Source organism: Gemmatimonadota bacterium (assembly GCA_009692115.1).
GTDB lineage: Bacteria > Gemmatimonadota > Gemmatimonadetes > Gemmatimonadales > GWC2-71-9 > SHZU01.
Genome location: SHZU01000007.1, coordinates 91,148 through 103,499 on the forward strand (window position 1 = coordinate 91,148; position 12,352 = coordinate 103,499).

General features: G+C 65.8%; 12 protein-coding genes and 1 pseudogene. 6 read left to right on the top strand and 7 right to left on the bottom strand.

Going from position 1 to position 12,352, the window contains the following annotated elements; genetic code table 11:
• Positions 1-60: 60 nt before the first annotated feature.
• The gene (locus EXR94_09750; protein MSR03001.1) at positions 61-2,799 is read right to left on the bottom strand and encodes an FtsX-like permease family protein; all 2,739 of its coding nucleotides are present in this window, start codon (positions 2,797-2,799) and stop codon (positions 61-63) included.
• A gap of 28 nt (positions 2,800-2,827) precedes the next feature.
• Here EXR94_09750 and EXR94_09755 point away from each other — a divergent pair, with 28 nt between their 5' ends.
• Complete coding sequence (locus tag EXR94_09755) at positions 2,828-3,781, top strand: hypothetical protein (protein MSR03002.1); 954 nt, start codon at positions 2,828-2,830, stop codon at positions 3,779-3,781.
• Positions 3,782-3,787: 6 nt separating this feature from the next.
• Here the strand turns inward: EXR94_09755 and EXR94_09760 are convergent, their stop codons facing one another.
• Positions 3,788-4,801: an NAD-dependent epimerase/dehydratase family protein gene (locus EXR94_09760; protein MSR03003.1), complete on the bottom strand. Its 1,014-nt coding sequence runs from the start codon at positions 4,799-4,801 to the stop codon at positions 3,788-3,790.
• 96 nt (positions 4,802-4,897) lie between these two features.
• On the opposite strand from EXR94_09760, the gene EXR94_09765 reads away from it, so the two are divergent.
• The 5 genes from EXR94_09765 (at position 4,898) to EXR94_09785 (ending at position 9,006) form a co-directional block, all read left to right on the top strand.
• The gene (locus EXR94_09765) at positions 4,898-6,508 is read left to right on the top strand and encodes an amidohydrolase (protein MSR03004.1); all 1,611 of its coding nucleotides are present in this window, start codon (positions 4,898-4,900) and stop codon (positions 6,506-6,508) included.
• 167 nt (positions 6,509-6,675) lie between these two features.
• On the top strand, positions 6,676-7,362 hold the full coding sequence (locus EXR94_09770) for a hypothetical protein (protein MSR03005.1): 687 nt from the start codon (positions 6,676-6,678) through the stop codon (positions 7,360-7,362).
• Positions 7,359-7,739, top strand: coding sequence for a hypothetical protein (locus EXR94_09775; protein MSR03006.1), 381 nt, complete (start codon positions 7,359-7,361; stop codon positions 7,737-7,739). Before EXR94_09770 ends, EXR94_09775 begins: the two co-directional genes overlap by 4 nt.
• A 59-nt stretch (positions 7,740-7,798) precedes the next feature.
• Positions 7,799-8,314, top strand: coding sequence for an FKBP-type peptidyl-prolyl cis-trans isomerase (locus EXR94_09780; GenBank protein MSR03007.1), 516 nt, complete (start codon positions 7,799-7,801; stop codon positions 8,312-8,314).
• 116 nt (positions 8,315-8,430) lie between these two features.
• The gene (locus tag EXR94_09785; protein ID MSR03008.1) at positions 8,431-9,006 is read left to right on the top strand and encodes a hypothetical protein; all 576 of its coding nucleotides are present in this window, start codon (positions 8,431-8,433) and stop codon (positions 9,004-9,006) included.
• 29 nt (positions 9,007-9,035) lie between these two features.
• On the opposite strand, the gene EXR94_09790 is transcribed toward EXR94_09785, so the two are convergent.
• The 5 genes and pseudogenes from EXR94_09790 to EXR94_09810 all read right to left on the bottom strand — a co-directional run bounded on the left by EXR94_09790 (position 9,036) and on the right by EXR94_09810 (position 12,334).
• Complete coding sequence (locus tag EXR94_09790; protein ID MSR03009.1) at positions 9,036-9,935, bottom strand: PhzF family phenazine biosynthesis protein; 900 nt, start codon at positions 9,933-9,935, stop codon at positions 9,036-9,038.
• 16 nt (positions 9,936-9,951) lie between these two features.
• Positions 9,952-10,219, bottom strand: a pseudogene (locus tag EXR94_09795) (VOC family protein).
• 7 nt (positions 10,220-10,226) lie between these two features.
• Entirely contained in the window at positions 10,227-11,261 is a 1,035-nt protein-coding gene (locus tag EXR94_09800; GenBank protein ID MSR03010.1) for an alpha/beta fold hydrolase, read from the bottom strand.
• A gap of 21 nt (positions 11,262-11,282) precedes the next feature.
• Entirely contained in the window at positions 11,283-11,684 is a 402-nt protein-coding gene (locus EXR94_09805; GenBank protein MSR03011.1) for an arsenate reductase ArsC, read from the bottom strand.
• Positions 11,681-12,334 (bottom strand): aquaporin family protein, encoded by a 654-nt coding sequence (locus EXR94_09810; GenBank protein MSR03012.1) that lies wholly within the window; start codon positions 12,332-12,334, stop codon positions 11,681-11,683. The genes EXR94_09805 and EXR94_09810 overlap by 4 nt, the downstream gene beginning before the upstream one ends.
• Between the last annotated feature and the right edge of the window lie 18 nt (positions 12,335-12,352).

Consider the following 12,352-nt stretch of genomic DNA (forward strand, 5'->3'; position numbering starts at 1 on the left):
GTTCCCGCGGGGAGCGCCAGCGGCAGGCCCCCGGGGTGCCGGAATTGGGCCAGCGATTTTCTAGTCGCTTCGGAGGGCCACCAAGGGATCGGCCCTGGCCGCCCGGCGGGCCGGGAGGTAACCCGCCAACAACGCCGCGACCATTGTAACGACCGCGACCGCGCCCAGGACCGCCGGATCGGTGGGGCTGGTTCCGTGAAGGAGATCGCTTAACCACCGTGCCGCGGCCGCCGCCAGCGGCAGGCCGATGGCCAGGCCCGCCGCCGCCAGCATGGCGGTATCGCGGAGCACCATCCTCCGAATTCGACCGGCGCCGGCGCCGAGGGCGCCGCGGATGCCGATTTCCTGGGTTCGCTGGCCCACGGAAAACGCCAACACGCCGTAGACGCCCAACACCGCGAGCGCCAACCCTACCGCCGCAAAGCCGAGCACCTGGTACGCATTGGCGCGGACACCGGCCAATTGCTGGTCGACGCGTGTCGTCATCGTGGTCGCGTTGAGGGGCCGGTCGGGAACCAAGCGGGCCAGCGTCTCCCGGATCGGCTTGAGGAGCGGCGCCGTCCCGCCGCCGGCCCGAATCAGGAAAGTCGGAAAGGCCGAGGGCGCCTGGGTCAACGGCCGGTAGAGCTCCGGTCCCTCCGAGGCCAGGAGGAGGTTTGGTTGCGCCGCCTTGTTGTCACGGATCACGCCGACGACGGCCAGCCGAACCGGCAACCCGGGCGCGGTGTCGACCTGAATGACCTTGCCTAACGGATCCTGGGAAGGCCACCACCGTCGTGCGGCCCACTCGTTGACGATGATGCTCGTCGGGCTCGCCTCGGTGTCTTCGCTCCCGAACCCCCGGCCCCGGACCAATCCGACGCCGACGGTGCGGAAGTACCCGGTGTCCACCGCCCAACCGCTGGGCGGCACTAGGGCCGGCGCCAACGGCGTCGCCGATCCCTCGAGTGTCAGTTGCGGCACAGTGCCACGGGGCCCCAGTGGCGCGACCGCCCGGACTCCGATCGCGGCAACACCAGGAAGGGCGGCAAGATCGCGGGCGATCTGTTCGGTGACCGGCACGAACTTCTCCTTGGCCCGCCACGGATGCGGGAAACTCGGCAATGCCTCCACGACGTGGCTGGCGTCGAAACCGAGATCCACCTGCCCGAGGCGGATCACCGTCTTCGCCAAGAGTCCGGCCGAGACGGCCAGCACCACGGCCCCGCTCACTTGGGCCACGACGAACGACCGCTGCAGCAAGGTCCCGACTCGCCCACCTGCCAACTGTGATCCGCTCTGACGGAGGAACCCATGCAAGTCGAGTTGCCGGGCCAGCCGGGCCGGGACCGCGCTCAAGCCGACCACGAACAAGGCCACCACGGCCACCGCGAACCCGAGGACCCGGGCATCAATCTGGTAGTCCATCCCGGCCGGCCGGAGCGACTGGAGCACGTCGACACCCGCCAGGACGCCGAGCAACCAGCGGGCGAACACCACGCCCGCCACCGTTGCCCCCGCCACGAGCAGGAGCTGCTCCGCCATCAATTGACGGGTGAGGTGACCCGCGCCGGCGCCTAACGCCGACCGGACGGCAAACTCGCGGCGCTGGTGGAGGGCCCGCACCAACGTCAAGTTGGCCACGTTCGCCGCCGCAATCAGGAGGATGCAGGCCATGACCGCCGCGAAGATCAGGTCGTGGGACTGGGTAGCCGCGGCGTACCGGTCCCGGAGCGGGAGCGCGTCGAGCCGGACCGGAGGAGCCGTGGGTGGCCGGGCTCCGCGGAGGGCGGCCGGGTCGATGGCCCCGAGTTCGGCCCGGAATTGCTCGACGGTGGCGCCGGACATGAGCCTGGCCACCACCGTCAGGGTCCGAATCGAGGGCTTGGTGCTCGGGTCGAGGGTCGGGACCGCCGGAAGCCAGAACAGACTGTTCACCTCGTGACGGAATCCGGCCGGCATCACGCCGATCACGGTGTACCGGCTATCGGACAACTTGATCGACCGGCCCAAGATCTTCGGGTCGCGCCCGAGATGGTTCACCCAGAGATCGTGGCTGATGACCGTGACGAGTTCCACGCCGAGCCGGTCGTCGAGCGCAGTAAAGACTCGGCCCATTTCCGGCTCGGTCCCGAGCATCGTGAACAAGCTCTGCGTCGCGACGCCGCCGAGGATGACGATCGGCTCGGTGCCCAAGGTGAGGGCCTTGGCGCCGCTCGTGTAGCCCGCCACCAAATCGACGGTGGTGAACGAGTGGGTCTGGAGAACATTGGCGAAGGTCTCGTATCCGACCTCGCAGCCGCCGGCGCAGGGGGCGGCTCGATCACCCGAGGTTTCGCTCACGATGACCAAACGGTGGCCGTCACGAAACGGAAGGGCGCGAAACCGGACCGCGTCGATGACACTGAAAGCGGCGGTCGCGGCTCCGAGGCCGAGGGCCAGGGAGAGCGCGGCGGTCAGGCTGAAGCCCGGGCTGCGATAGAGGCGACGGGCGGCCTGGATGAGTTCGCTCTGCATGATCAAGTAATCACCGCCAAGAGGCCTTTGGGCGCAAGAGCTGCGTTGACCACGGCTCGGGGCCATCTTACCATCCGGCATGAGGACGATCTGGTTGCTCAATGTGGTGTTGGTCGGGTTGTCGCGATGCCGGGACACCCCGCCGCCGCCGGGCCCGGCCACGGTCCGGCGGGATAGCGCCGGGATTACCGTCGTCACCTCGTCCGCGGCGCGGTCGCCGGGGTGGTACCGGGTCGACTCCGTTCCCGGACTCGACCTTGGGGGGAGTGGCGACCCGGCGGATGAGTTCAGCGGCACCGTCATCGCCGTCGAGCTTCGGGATGGCCGGATCGTGGTTGCCAATCAAGGCACCAGCGAAATTCGGTTCTATGACGCCAAGGGCGCGCGGCTCAACACCGTCGGGCGGAAGGGGTCCGGACCGGGGGAGTTCGAGCGGATCGCATCGCTCGTGGTCGGGGCCGGCGATTCGGTGCTGGTGTTTGACCGGAGCACCCGCCGGCTCTCGGTCATCGCTCCCACCGGGGAGATCGTTCGAAGCGCCATGATCGACCTCGGCCAAGGGACCTTGGCCAATTCGATGATTGGGGTGCTGCCGGACGGGCGAATCCTGGTCAGTCCGGCGCGGTCGGGCCGGGAGCCCACCACGTCCGGCCTGGTTCGCGACTCGGTCGACCTCCGGGTCGTGGCCGCGGATGGTTCGGTCACGGCAGTGGGCCGATTCCCCGGCTTGGAAGCCGTGCTTGAGATCAAGACCCACAACGGCGAGGTGATTTCGGTGAACATTGCCGCGGTGCCGTTTGGCCGCTCATCGCGATTCGTGGCGGCGGACAGCTTAGTCGTGGTGGCGCCCTCGGATCGTTATGAGTTCGACCTCTACGGGCCCTCGGGCCGGCTGCGGAGCCGGATTCGGCGGGATCATACGCCGGAGCCGGTTACCGCGGCCGACCTCGCCGCCGATTTGGCGTGGGCCGGCCTGCCTAACGAAGAGGCCCGGGCCCGGTATCGAAAGTTCCTCGCCACGACGCCGATTCCCAAGACGAAACCGGCCTACGACCGGGTGTTGCCCGGGGCCGACGGCGAACTCTGGTTCCGGGACTACCTCGGCCCCGACCACCGAACCCGCCCGGGACGATGGACCGTGTTTGACCGAGAGGGCGCGTGGCTCACCACCGTTGAACTGCCGGTCGGTTTCGAACCAACGTGGATTGGCCCCAACCGGATTCTCGGGACCTGGCTCGATGCCGACGATGCTCCACGGGTTTGGGCGCTCGGCACTCGGCAGTAGCGAGAGCTATCCGCGGCGTTGGTGCCAGGCGGCGAGGACGTCTCGCTCCCGGGCCCGGGTCATGCCGGCGGCTCGTTTGGCACGCTCGGCGGCCGGACGGGCTTTGTCCCACTCCAGAGTGTCCTGGACGGTATCGGCCAGGGGGCGGAACGTGAGCCCGGCGGCCACGGCTCGGGACACGTTGACGTACATCAAGGCCTCGCCCGGAGACCATGCAGGCATATCGCTCCACGGGGCCACCTTCTGCTCCTCGAGAAAACTCTCCGGGACCCAGGTGAAGCTCACCGGGGTCGCGGTGGTGGCTCGGATCCCGTACAGCATTTCGGCAATCGACATCCGGCCGGTCGGACCGGTGGCGTTGAAGTTGCCCATCGTCCCGTTCTCGGCCAGGCGGACGATCCACTCGGTCAAGTCGCGCTGGTCGATGACTTGGGCCGCGTGGTTGGGATTGCCGGGGGCGAGCACCTCGCCGCCTTCGTCGATCCGCACCGGCCAATAGGTGAACCGATCGGTCGGATCGGTCGGGCCGACGATCAAACCCGGCCGAACGACCGTGGTTCGTCCCGGAAAAACGGCGTGGCAGAGATTTTCGGATAACGCCTTGGTCAAGCCGTAGGGGGCGGTGTCGCCCTCTTTCCAGGTGGCCGGTGGGGTAAATCGCTCCGAATCCTCGTCGATGATCGGCTTGGGCAACACCCGGTCCTTGAATTGGTACCCCATCGAGTCGGTCTTGTACGCCGAGATCGACGAGACGAAGAGGTAGTGGCCGGTCGAGTCTTTGAGCGCTTTGAGGCTCCGGTCCACCCAGCGGTAATCCCGGGCGTTGTTGTCGAGCACCACGTCCCATTTCCGTTTGGCCAAGGCGCTCAGATCGTTGTCCCGGTCGCCGATCAGGCGCTCGACGTCGGCCACTTTCGTCTGACTCCGCCCGCGGGTCAGGATCGTGACGCGGTGTCCGCGAGCCACGGCGTACTTGACGGTGTTCGGGCCGATGAATCCGGTCCCGCCGAGAATCAACATCGTTTTCGCTGCCATGGCGCATCTCCTTGGTGAAGGGGAAGAATACGGTGTCGCGGGGCCCTCCCCAAGTGGGGTGTCGCGTCGTAGTTTGAACCCATGTTACCCACTGCGCTCGTTCTCGCCTTGGCGCTTGCCGCGCCCGCCCCGCTCCTCGCCCAGCCACCGTCCAAACCGGCGCCTCCCCGGGCCGAAGGTGAGGGGCCATGGGCCAAACTGATCCTCCGCGGCGCCAATCTGATTGACGGAACCGGTGGCCCGATGCGGGGTCCGGTCGACATCGTGATTGAGAAAAACCGGATCACCCAGGTCGTCGACGTTGGATTTCCGAATGTGCCGATCGATCCCAAGGGCCGGCCCACGGGAGCCACCAAGGAGATCGATGTGCAGGGCATGTTTGTCATGCCGGGCCTCGTCGATCTCCACCTTCATATCGAGGATGGGACCAAGGCGCCCGAGGCCGAATATGCCTACAAGCTCTGGATGGCCCACGGGATTACCAGCGGCCGGGGCGTCCCGTTCGGAGAAGATGCCTGGGAACTCCGTGAGAAGGCCCGGAGCGCCAAAAACGAAATCACCGCTCCGCGGATGTGGCTTTACGAAGTCCCCAAAGGCGTCTGGGATTTTTCCTCGGCGTTCCAGACCGCCGAGGAAGCGCGGGCTTGGGTCCGGGAGGCCAAGCAGCGCGGAGTTGACGGGTTCAAGCTGACGTCCTACCGACCGGAGATTTTCGGCGCCATCACCGACGAGGCAGCGAAGAACGGCCTGGGTACCGTGGCCCACTTGGCCCAGACCGGCGTCAACCAGGTCAACGCCGCCGACGCCGCCAAGCTGGGGCTTGGCACCCTGACTCACTTCTACGGTTTGTTCGAAGCGATGTACGAGAACGCCGACGTCCAGCCGTATCCCGAGGGCTACAACTACAACGACGAGCAATGGCGCTTTGGGCAGGTGGCCAGACAGTGGAGCTTGGTCAAGCCCAAAGGCGAAAAATGGTGGGCCCTGCTCAACACCCTCAAAGCCCACGACGTGACCCTCGACCCCACGATGACCGCCTACCTCTCGGGCCGCGACCTGATGGCCCGACGGAATGCCGATTGGCACGAGACCTATACGCTGCCATCGCTTTGGGATTTCTATACTCCGAACCGCGTCAACCACGGCGCCTACTTCTACAATTGGACCACGTGGGACGAGGTGGCCTGGCGGAACTTCTACCGGGTGTGGTTCGAGTTGCTCAACGACTACAAGAACCTAGGCGGGCGGGTGACGGCGAGTTCGGACGCGGGATTCATCTACAACACGTACGGTTTCTCGACGATTCAGGAAATGGAGCTCTTGCAGGAGGCCGGGTTCCATCCCCTCGAAGTGATCCGGGCGGCCACGCTGCACGCCGCGGAAACCTTGACGCGCCCGCTTGGCCGGGCCCCGGATTTTGGGGTCATCCGTCCCGGAATGCTCGCGGATCTCGTCGTGGTCCCCGAGAACCCGATCGCCAACCTCAAGGTGCTTTACGGCTCTGGGTTCGTCCGGTTGAACGATAAGACCGGCAAGGTCGAACGGGTGGGCGGCATCAAGTACACCATCAAAGACGGCATCGTCTACGACGCCAAACGACTGCTCGACGACGTGGCGAAGATGGTGGCCAAACAAAAACGGGAGCGCGGCATCACCCGGCTCTCGAATGCGGCCTTTCCGGACCGACACTAACCGCTCCTCCGGTCGACCCGGATGCCCTCCTCGACGTGATCGAGGGCATCCTTGACCACCCGCCGAGTGCCGAGCGCCGAGCGCCGAGCCTCTCGTTCCAGCCTGAAACCCTTTACCCCTCTCATGCGTCCAAGTCAGGTACCGACCCCTCTTTTCCGGAGCGCCCCGTGTCGTGGCAGGCCTTCAGGTCCCGGTGTCAGACGACCATCAGCTCGCTTCGGGCCCGGATTCCGGCTCGGCGGCTCGGCCAGATCCTGGTGCTCTCGCTGGCGGTGGGAGGGCTCGGCATCGCGGGCGAGGCGGCGTTCCGCGCCGAGTTGACGAGTCCTGAGGCCCGAATGCCGAGCGCGGTCTACTCTCGAGCCCTGCCCTGGGGCGGCGACGGCAGCCGGGAACAGCCCGTGCTCGTGGCCACGATCGATGATCGGTTGGCCGAGCGGAGGATCCCGCTCCGGGTCGAAGAGCTCCCCGAACATCTCATTCAGGCCGTGCTCGCGGTGGAGGACCAACGGTTTTACGAGCATGCCGGCCTCGATTTCCGGCGGATCGGTGGGGCGCTGTTGGCCAACCTCAAGGCTCGCCGGGTGACCCAGGGCGGGAGCACCCTGACTCAGCAGCTCGCGAAGAATCTGTTTCTGTCGGCCGACCGGACCCCGCTTCGGAAGCTCCGCGAATCGGCCTATGCCTCGGTCTTGGAAGCGCAACACGGCAAGGCCGAGCTCCTCGAGGCCTACCTCAATGAGATCGACCTGGGCCAGGACGGCGACAACCAGATTCACGGGGTCGGGGCGGCTGCCCGCTTCTACTTCGGGAAGGATGCCCGGAAGATCGGCCCAGCGGAGTCCGCTTGGTGACCTCGGCCCTCGAAGGTGTCGTGACCCGCGGCACCGGACGGGCGCTCGATGTCGGAGGCCGGTTCGGTGCGATTGCCGGGAAGACCGGCACCTCGAATGACTGGCGTGATGCGTGGTTCGTGGCGTACTCCTCCACGCTCGTCGTCGGTGTATGGGTTGGGTTCGACGATGGCCGAAGCCTTCGGATGACCGGCGCCACCGCGGCGTTGCCGATCGTGGCCGGGTTCCTCGCCCAGGCGAATCCCGACGACGAACCGTGCGAGGATGAGGTCCCCGAATGGCGGGTGGACCGGGACTGGCGGGACCGATTTGAAGCTCGGGCTGAGCGACTGCTGCTTCGACTGCTGACCGGACGCCGGGATCCGACCGGGCGGTAGTTGCCGGGCCGGGGTGGTGCCGCGATCTTTCCGCCTCACCATTTCCCGCAGGTCATTCGATGCCCCGGAACCTGATTTACCCGACCCTCGCCCTGATCCTCGCCGCCTGTGGCGCGAAACCCGACGCCGGGGCCAACGCCGACTCGGCTGCCGCAGCGCCGCCGGCTGTGGCTCCGGCCGCGCCGGCCGCTGACGTCATCCCGACCACCACCTTCGCACCGGCACTAGGAGTCGACGTCGCCACCATGACGAAGACGGCGACCGGTCTCTACTACAAAGACTTGGTGGTCGGCACCGGCGCCGAGGCCACGATCGGCACGACGGCATCGCTCAACTATGTTGGTACCCTACCGGACGGCACCCAGTTCGACGCCAGCAACGGGAGGCCGTATTCGTTTCGCATCGGCGACAAGCGGGTCATTCAGGGATGGGACGACGGGGTGCCCGGCATGAAGGTCGGGGGCAAGCGGTTGCTGGTCATTCCGTCGGAGCAGGGCTACGGCGCCAACGGGAGCGGGCCGATCCCGCCGAACGCCGTGCTGGTTTTCAGCCTCGAACTGGTGACGGTTCAGTAGCGGTTACCACGGCGATCTGGCCGTTCAAAGGCATCGGACCGACGAGCCCGACGGCGGAGGGCGGGCTTGAACACCGAACCGAGAATCGCGGTGCTCGCCGCCCTGCCGAACTCGGGATGGCTGGCCCGAAGGACCACGACGGAGGCCCGTTCGACCCGTCCCTCCCGTCCGACGATGTAGCCGAGGTGAGCCCAGCCGCAGGCCGGGGTCGTTCGAAGACTGGGCGGGAATACCGGCTCTTGAAGGAAGGCCAGCGGCTCGAGGCCCGGTTGGCGGAGACCGCGACGGCGGCACGGACCGCCAATACCCAGTTGGCCGGGATGAAGACCGCGCTCCCCGACACCACCGTGGTCCCTGCCGGCATCCGGGCTACCTACGACAGCCTGACCAATGAGCTCGAGCCCATCAAGAAGACCTTCTTCATCCGTGACGAAGGAGACGAATCCGAGTTTGACTTCTCGGAATTCCCAAAAGTGATCACGTTCAAGTTGAGCGGGGTCATCGGGAGCATCGGCGGCACCACGGTTCCGCCGACCGAGGTGGACTTGGCGCAATGGAATGAACTCAAGACCGAGGTGCCCGCGGCGATTGACCGGGTCAATGCGCCGGTGAACAAGTTGAAGCCGCTCTCTCAGCGGCTGGCGGAGGTGGGGCTCTACCCGGCTGTTCCCAAGCTGGTCGAGAAGCCGTAAAGCACGCCGACCGGGGTCTCTTCGTCCGCTTAGAGGGCGAAGAGACCCGTGGTCATCGCCACGGTTTCGCCGGCGATCCACACGTTCGCAACTTGGCCCTCCTGTTTCTCCGCTCGTGCCTCCAAAACGCTCGGCCGTCCCATCTCCGCTCCCTGCGCGATTCGCCAGCGAAACGTTCCGTTGGTTTCCGGATGGTAGTGAGCCAGGAGTCCGGCCAGGGCCGCGTTGGCGCTGCCGGTGGCCGCATCCTCCAACATCGGGTCGCCGGACGAGAATTGTCGGGTTCGGAGGTCGAACCCGTCGCTGGTTCGAGCATACAGGTGGAGATACGGCTGCCCGAACTCCAGACCGGCCAGCCGATCGAGCGCGGAGATGTCCGGCCGGGCTCGCTCGAGGGCGGCCCGGTTCCGAACTTCCGCGAGCAGGAAGGCGAGTCCCACCGATCCGGCCCGGGGCTCGTGAGTCGTGGTGACGATGTCGCCATCCGCGAGTGAAGCCGCGCGGGCCACCGCTGCGACCGGCACCGGCGGGCCAAGTGACAGCAGCTCCGGCGCCGCCAGTTCACACCAAAACCGCCCATCGGCTCGGGGTTCGATCGTGACGGACACCAGTCCCGCGATCTCCTCGAACACGACGTCGAGACGGGTCCCGACCGCCCCAAGCTCGCCGTGTGCCGCGAGCATGGCGGCCGTGCCGATATTCGGGTGGCCCGCGAAGGGGACTTCCCGGGTCGGCGTGAAGATCCGGACTCGGCGGGTGTGTCCCGACTCCGGCGGCAGCACGAACGAGGTCTCCGCGAAGTTGAATTCCCGCGCGATCTGCTGCATCTGGCCATCGCTTAAGCCAGCGGCGCGAGGAAAAACCGCCAGCTGGTTGCCGCCGAACCGGGCATCGGTAAACACATCGCAGGTATAGAACCGGTATTCCATGGTCAACTCCGAAGCGCTACCGGACCTCGGTCAGTTTGAAAAGGGGATTCTCGATGATTCCGAACCTGTTGCCGAAGGGGTCGTCCACCGCCCAGCACCCGATTGGCCCGTCGGGTCCCGGCTTGGCGTCGGGCACCAATCCCAATTCGAATCCGTCCACGTTGTAGCCGACGTAGAACGGCTCGTCGAAGTAGGGCTCTTGCTCGAGCACTTTGCTGTACCACGCCTTGCCCTTCGCGAGGTCCGGGGGCGGGATACGATACGGTCCGAAGTCCTCGGATCATTGCTATCTCAGCGTTTCCCTTGGTTCACATCGGTGATGAACTGGATCAGGCCCGGAAAGTACGTTTGCTGGTCGTCGTACATCGCCATGTGGCTCCCGTTCGGACATTCGAGATACCGCCCCTTCGGGAACTGCTCCGACATCCACTCCATGTGCTCGGGGTCCATGGAGTCATGGATGGCACCGATCACCAAGGTGGGCACGGCGATCCGGCCGAGATCGGCACTCCGGTCCCACTTCTCCAGCTTGCCGCTCGCGCCAAGCTCGCTCGGACCCTGCATCGGGATGTAGACGGCCTGGTTTACGTGTTTGAACGCCCGGTTGACCGGGTCGGGCCATTGGTCGGGCGGCATCCGGAGAATGTGTTGCTGATAGTGATTCGGAATCAGCAGTTCCATGTACCGGGGGTTGGCGTAGTCTTTCTTGGCTTCGAGCGCCTTGATCTCGGCCAGGACCTTCGGGTCCATGGCCGGCATCAGGACGTTTTCGGCGTACGAGACATAGGCCGGAATGCTCGACATCATGTTCGAGATGATCAGGCCCTTCAGGTTCTGCTGGTACTTGAGGGCGTACTCGATGGCGAGGAGCCCGCCCCACGACTGTCCCAAGAGATAGAAGTTGTCTTTGTTGAGCTCGAGCGCGACCCGAACCTGCTCGACTTCCTCGACGAAACGGGGCAGGTCCCACAAGTCGGGTTCGTTCGGTTGATCGCTGTAGTAGGAGCCGAGTTGGTCGTAGTAGTAGTACTCGATCCCGGCGCCCGGGAAGAAACTGTCGAAGGCCTCGAAATATTCGTGGGTGAAGCCGGGACCCCCGTGGAGGAGCAGGACCTTGATCGTGGGGTTGTTGCCGACCCGTTTGGTCCAGACCTTGAACGTCCCCTTGGGGGTCGTGATCGGGATCATCTTGACCCCGCCCGTCAGGATGTCGTCTCGTCCGGTGTTGTCGTGGTACATGGATTTCGTAGCCTCCGGCTGTCCGGCTGACTTGGCGCAGGCTGTGGTACCAAGTAGAGCCGCCGCCAGTATCGTCGCTCTCATCATGTGGTTGGGCCTTCGAAGAGGTTATGTCCAGCCGTTGGTCGCGATCATGGTTTCGACCCGCCGCCGAATATCGTCGCGAATGGCCCGAACGGCTTCGAGTGCCTGGCCTTTGGGGTCGGGCAGGGGCCAGTCTGCCCGGATGGCCCCTGGTACGACCGGGCACTCATCGCCGCAGCCCATGGTGATCAAGTATCCGGCGGTTGCGGCGAGTTCGGTAGACAGAAACTGCGGCGTTGCCTCTGAAAGGTCAATCCAGACTTCGCGCATGATGGTGATGGTTTCGGGATGCACGGCTTTGCCCGGAGCGGTACCGGCGGAAATCGCCCGGGCCTTGGCCGGGTTGGCCAGGTGGTTGAGCCAGGCCGCGGCCATTTGAGAACGGCCGGCATTGTGGACGCAGGCAAACAGGACGGTGGCGGTCATGGGCGGCCGAGCCTTCGGCGGGCGAGGATGACGATCGCGACCGCCGTGGTTTGTGCGAGGATGAAGCCGGCCACGTCATCAGGCCGGATTCCGGCGAAGGTGTCGGTGAGGGTGCGGGCGAGGGTGACGGCCGGATTCGCGAATGAGGTCGATGAGGTGAACCAGTAGGCTCCGGTGACGTAGCAACCCACGGCCACCGGCACCGCTTCGGCGCGCTGCCGGGCGACCAGGATGATGACGGCCAGCAGGCCGGCCGTGGCGATCGACTCGCCGAGCCAGAGGTGCGGCCCGGTTCGGATGTGGGTGGACAGCGATACCGGATCCAGACCGAACATCAGATTGGCGACGATCACACCAAGCCCGGCTCCGATCACCTGAGCGAGGATATACCGAAGCGCCTCACCCCAAGAAAGGTCGCCATGGGCCGCGGCCACCGTCGTGACCGCCGGGTTCAAATGCGCCCCGGAAATCGGACCGAGCGCCAGAATGAGGCAGACCAAGGTGGCTCCAGTGGCAAGCGAGTTCGCCAGTAGTGCGATCGCGTCGTTGCCGCCCGCCAGCCGCTCACCCATGATTCCGGATCCGACCACAGCCGTCAGCAAGACAGCGGTGCCCAGGGTCTCAGCGAGAACCCGCTTGGTGAAATCGATCATTGGGGTGCCAAGATA

Bases quoted from the DNA above. Each gene is read 5' to 3' on its own strand.
- EXR94_09790 (MSR03009.1), bottom strand. From the start codon at position 9,935: ATGGAATACCGGTTCTATACCTGCGATGTGTTTACCGATGCCCGGTTC.
- EXR94_09760 (MSR03003.1), bottom strand. From the start codon at position 4,801: ATGTTGATTCTCGGCGGGACCGGATTCATCGGCCCGAACACCGTCAAG.
- EXR94_09780 (MSR03007.1), top strand. From the start codon at position 7,799: ATGCCCCGGAACCTGATTTACCCGACCCTCGCCCTGATCCTCGCCGCC.
- EXR94_09805 (MSR03011.1), bottom strand. From the start codon at position 11,684: ATGACCGCCACCGTCCTGTTTGCCTGCGTCCACAATGCCGGCCGTTCT.
- EXR94_09800 (MSR03010.1), bottom strand. From the start codon at position 11,261: ATGATGAGAGCGACGATACTGGCGGCGGCTCTACTTGGTACCACAGCC.
- EXR94_09765 (MSR03004.1), top strand. From the start codon at position 4,898: ATGTTACCCACTGCGCTCGTTCTCGCCTTGGCGCTTGCCGCGCCCGCC.
- EXR94_09750 (MSR03001.1), bottom strand. From the start codon at position 2,799: ATGACGGTGCCGCTGAACTCATCCGCCGGGTCGCCACTCCCCCCAAGG.
- EXR94_09785 (MSR03008.1), top strand. From the start codon at position 8,431: ATGGCTGGCCCGAAGGACCACGACGGAGGCCCGTTCGACCCGTCCCTC.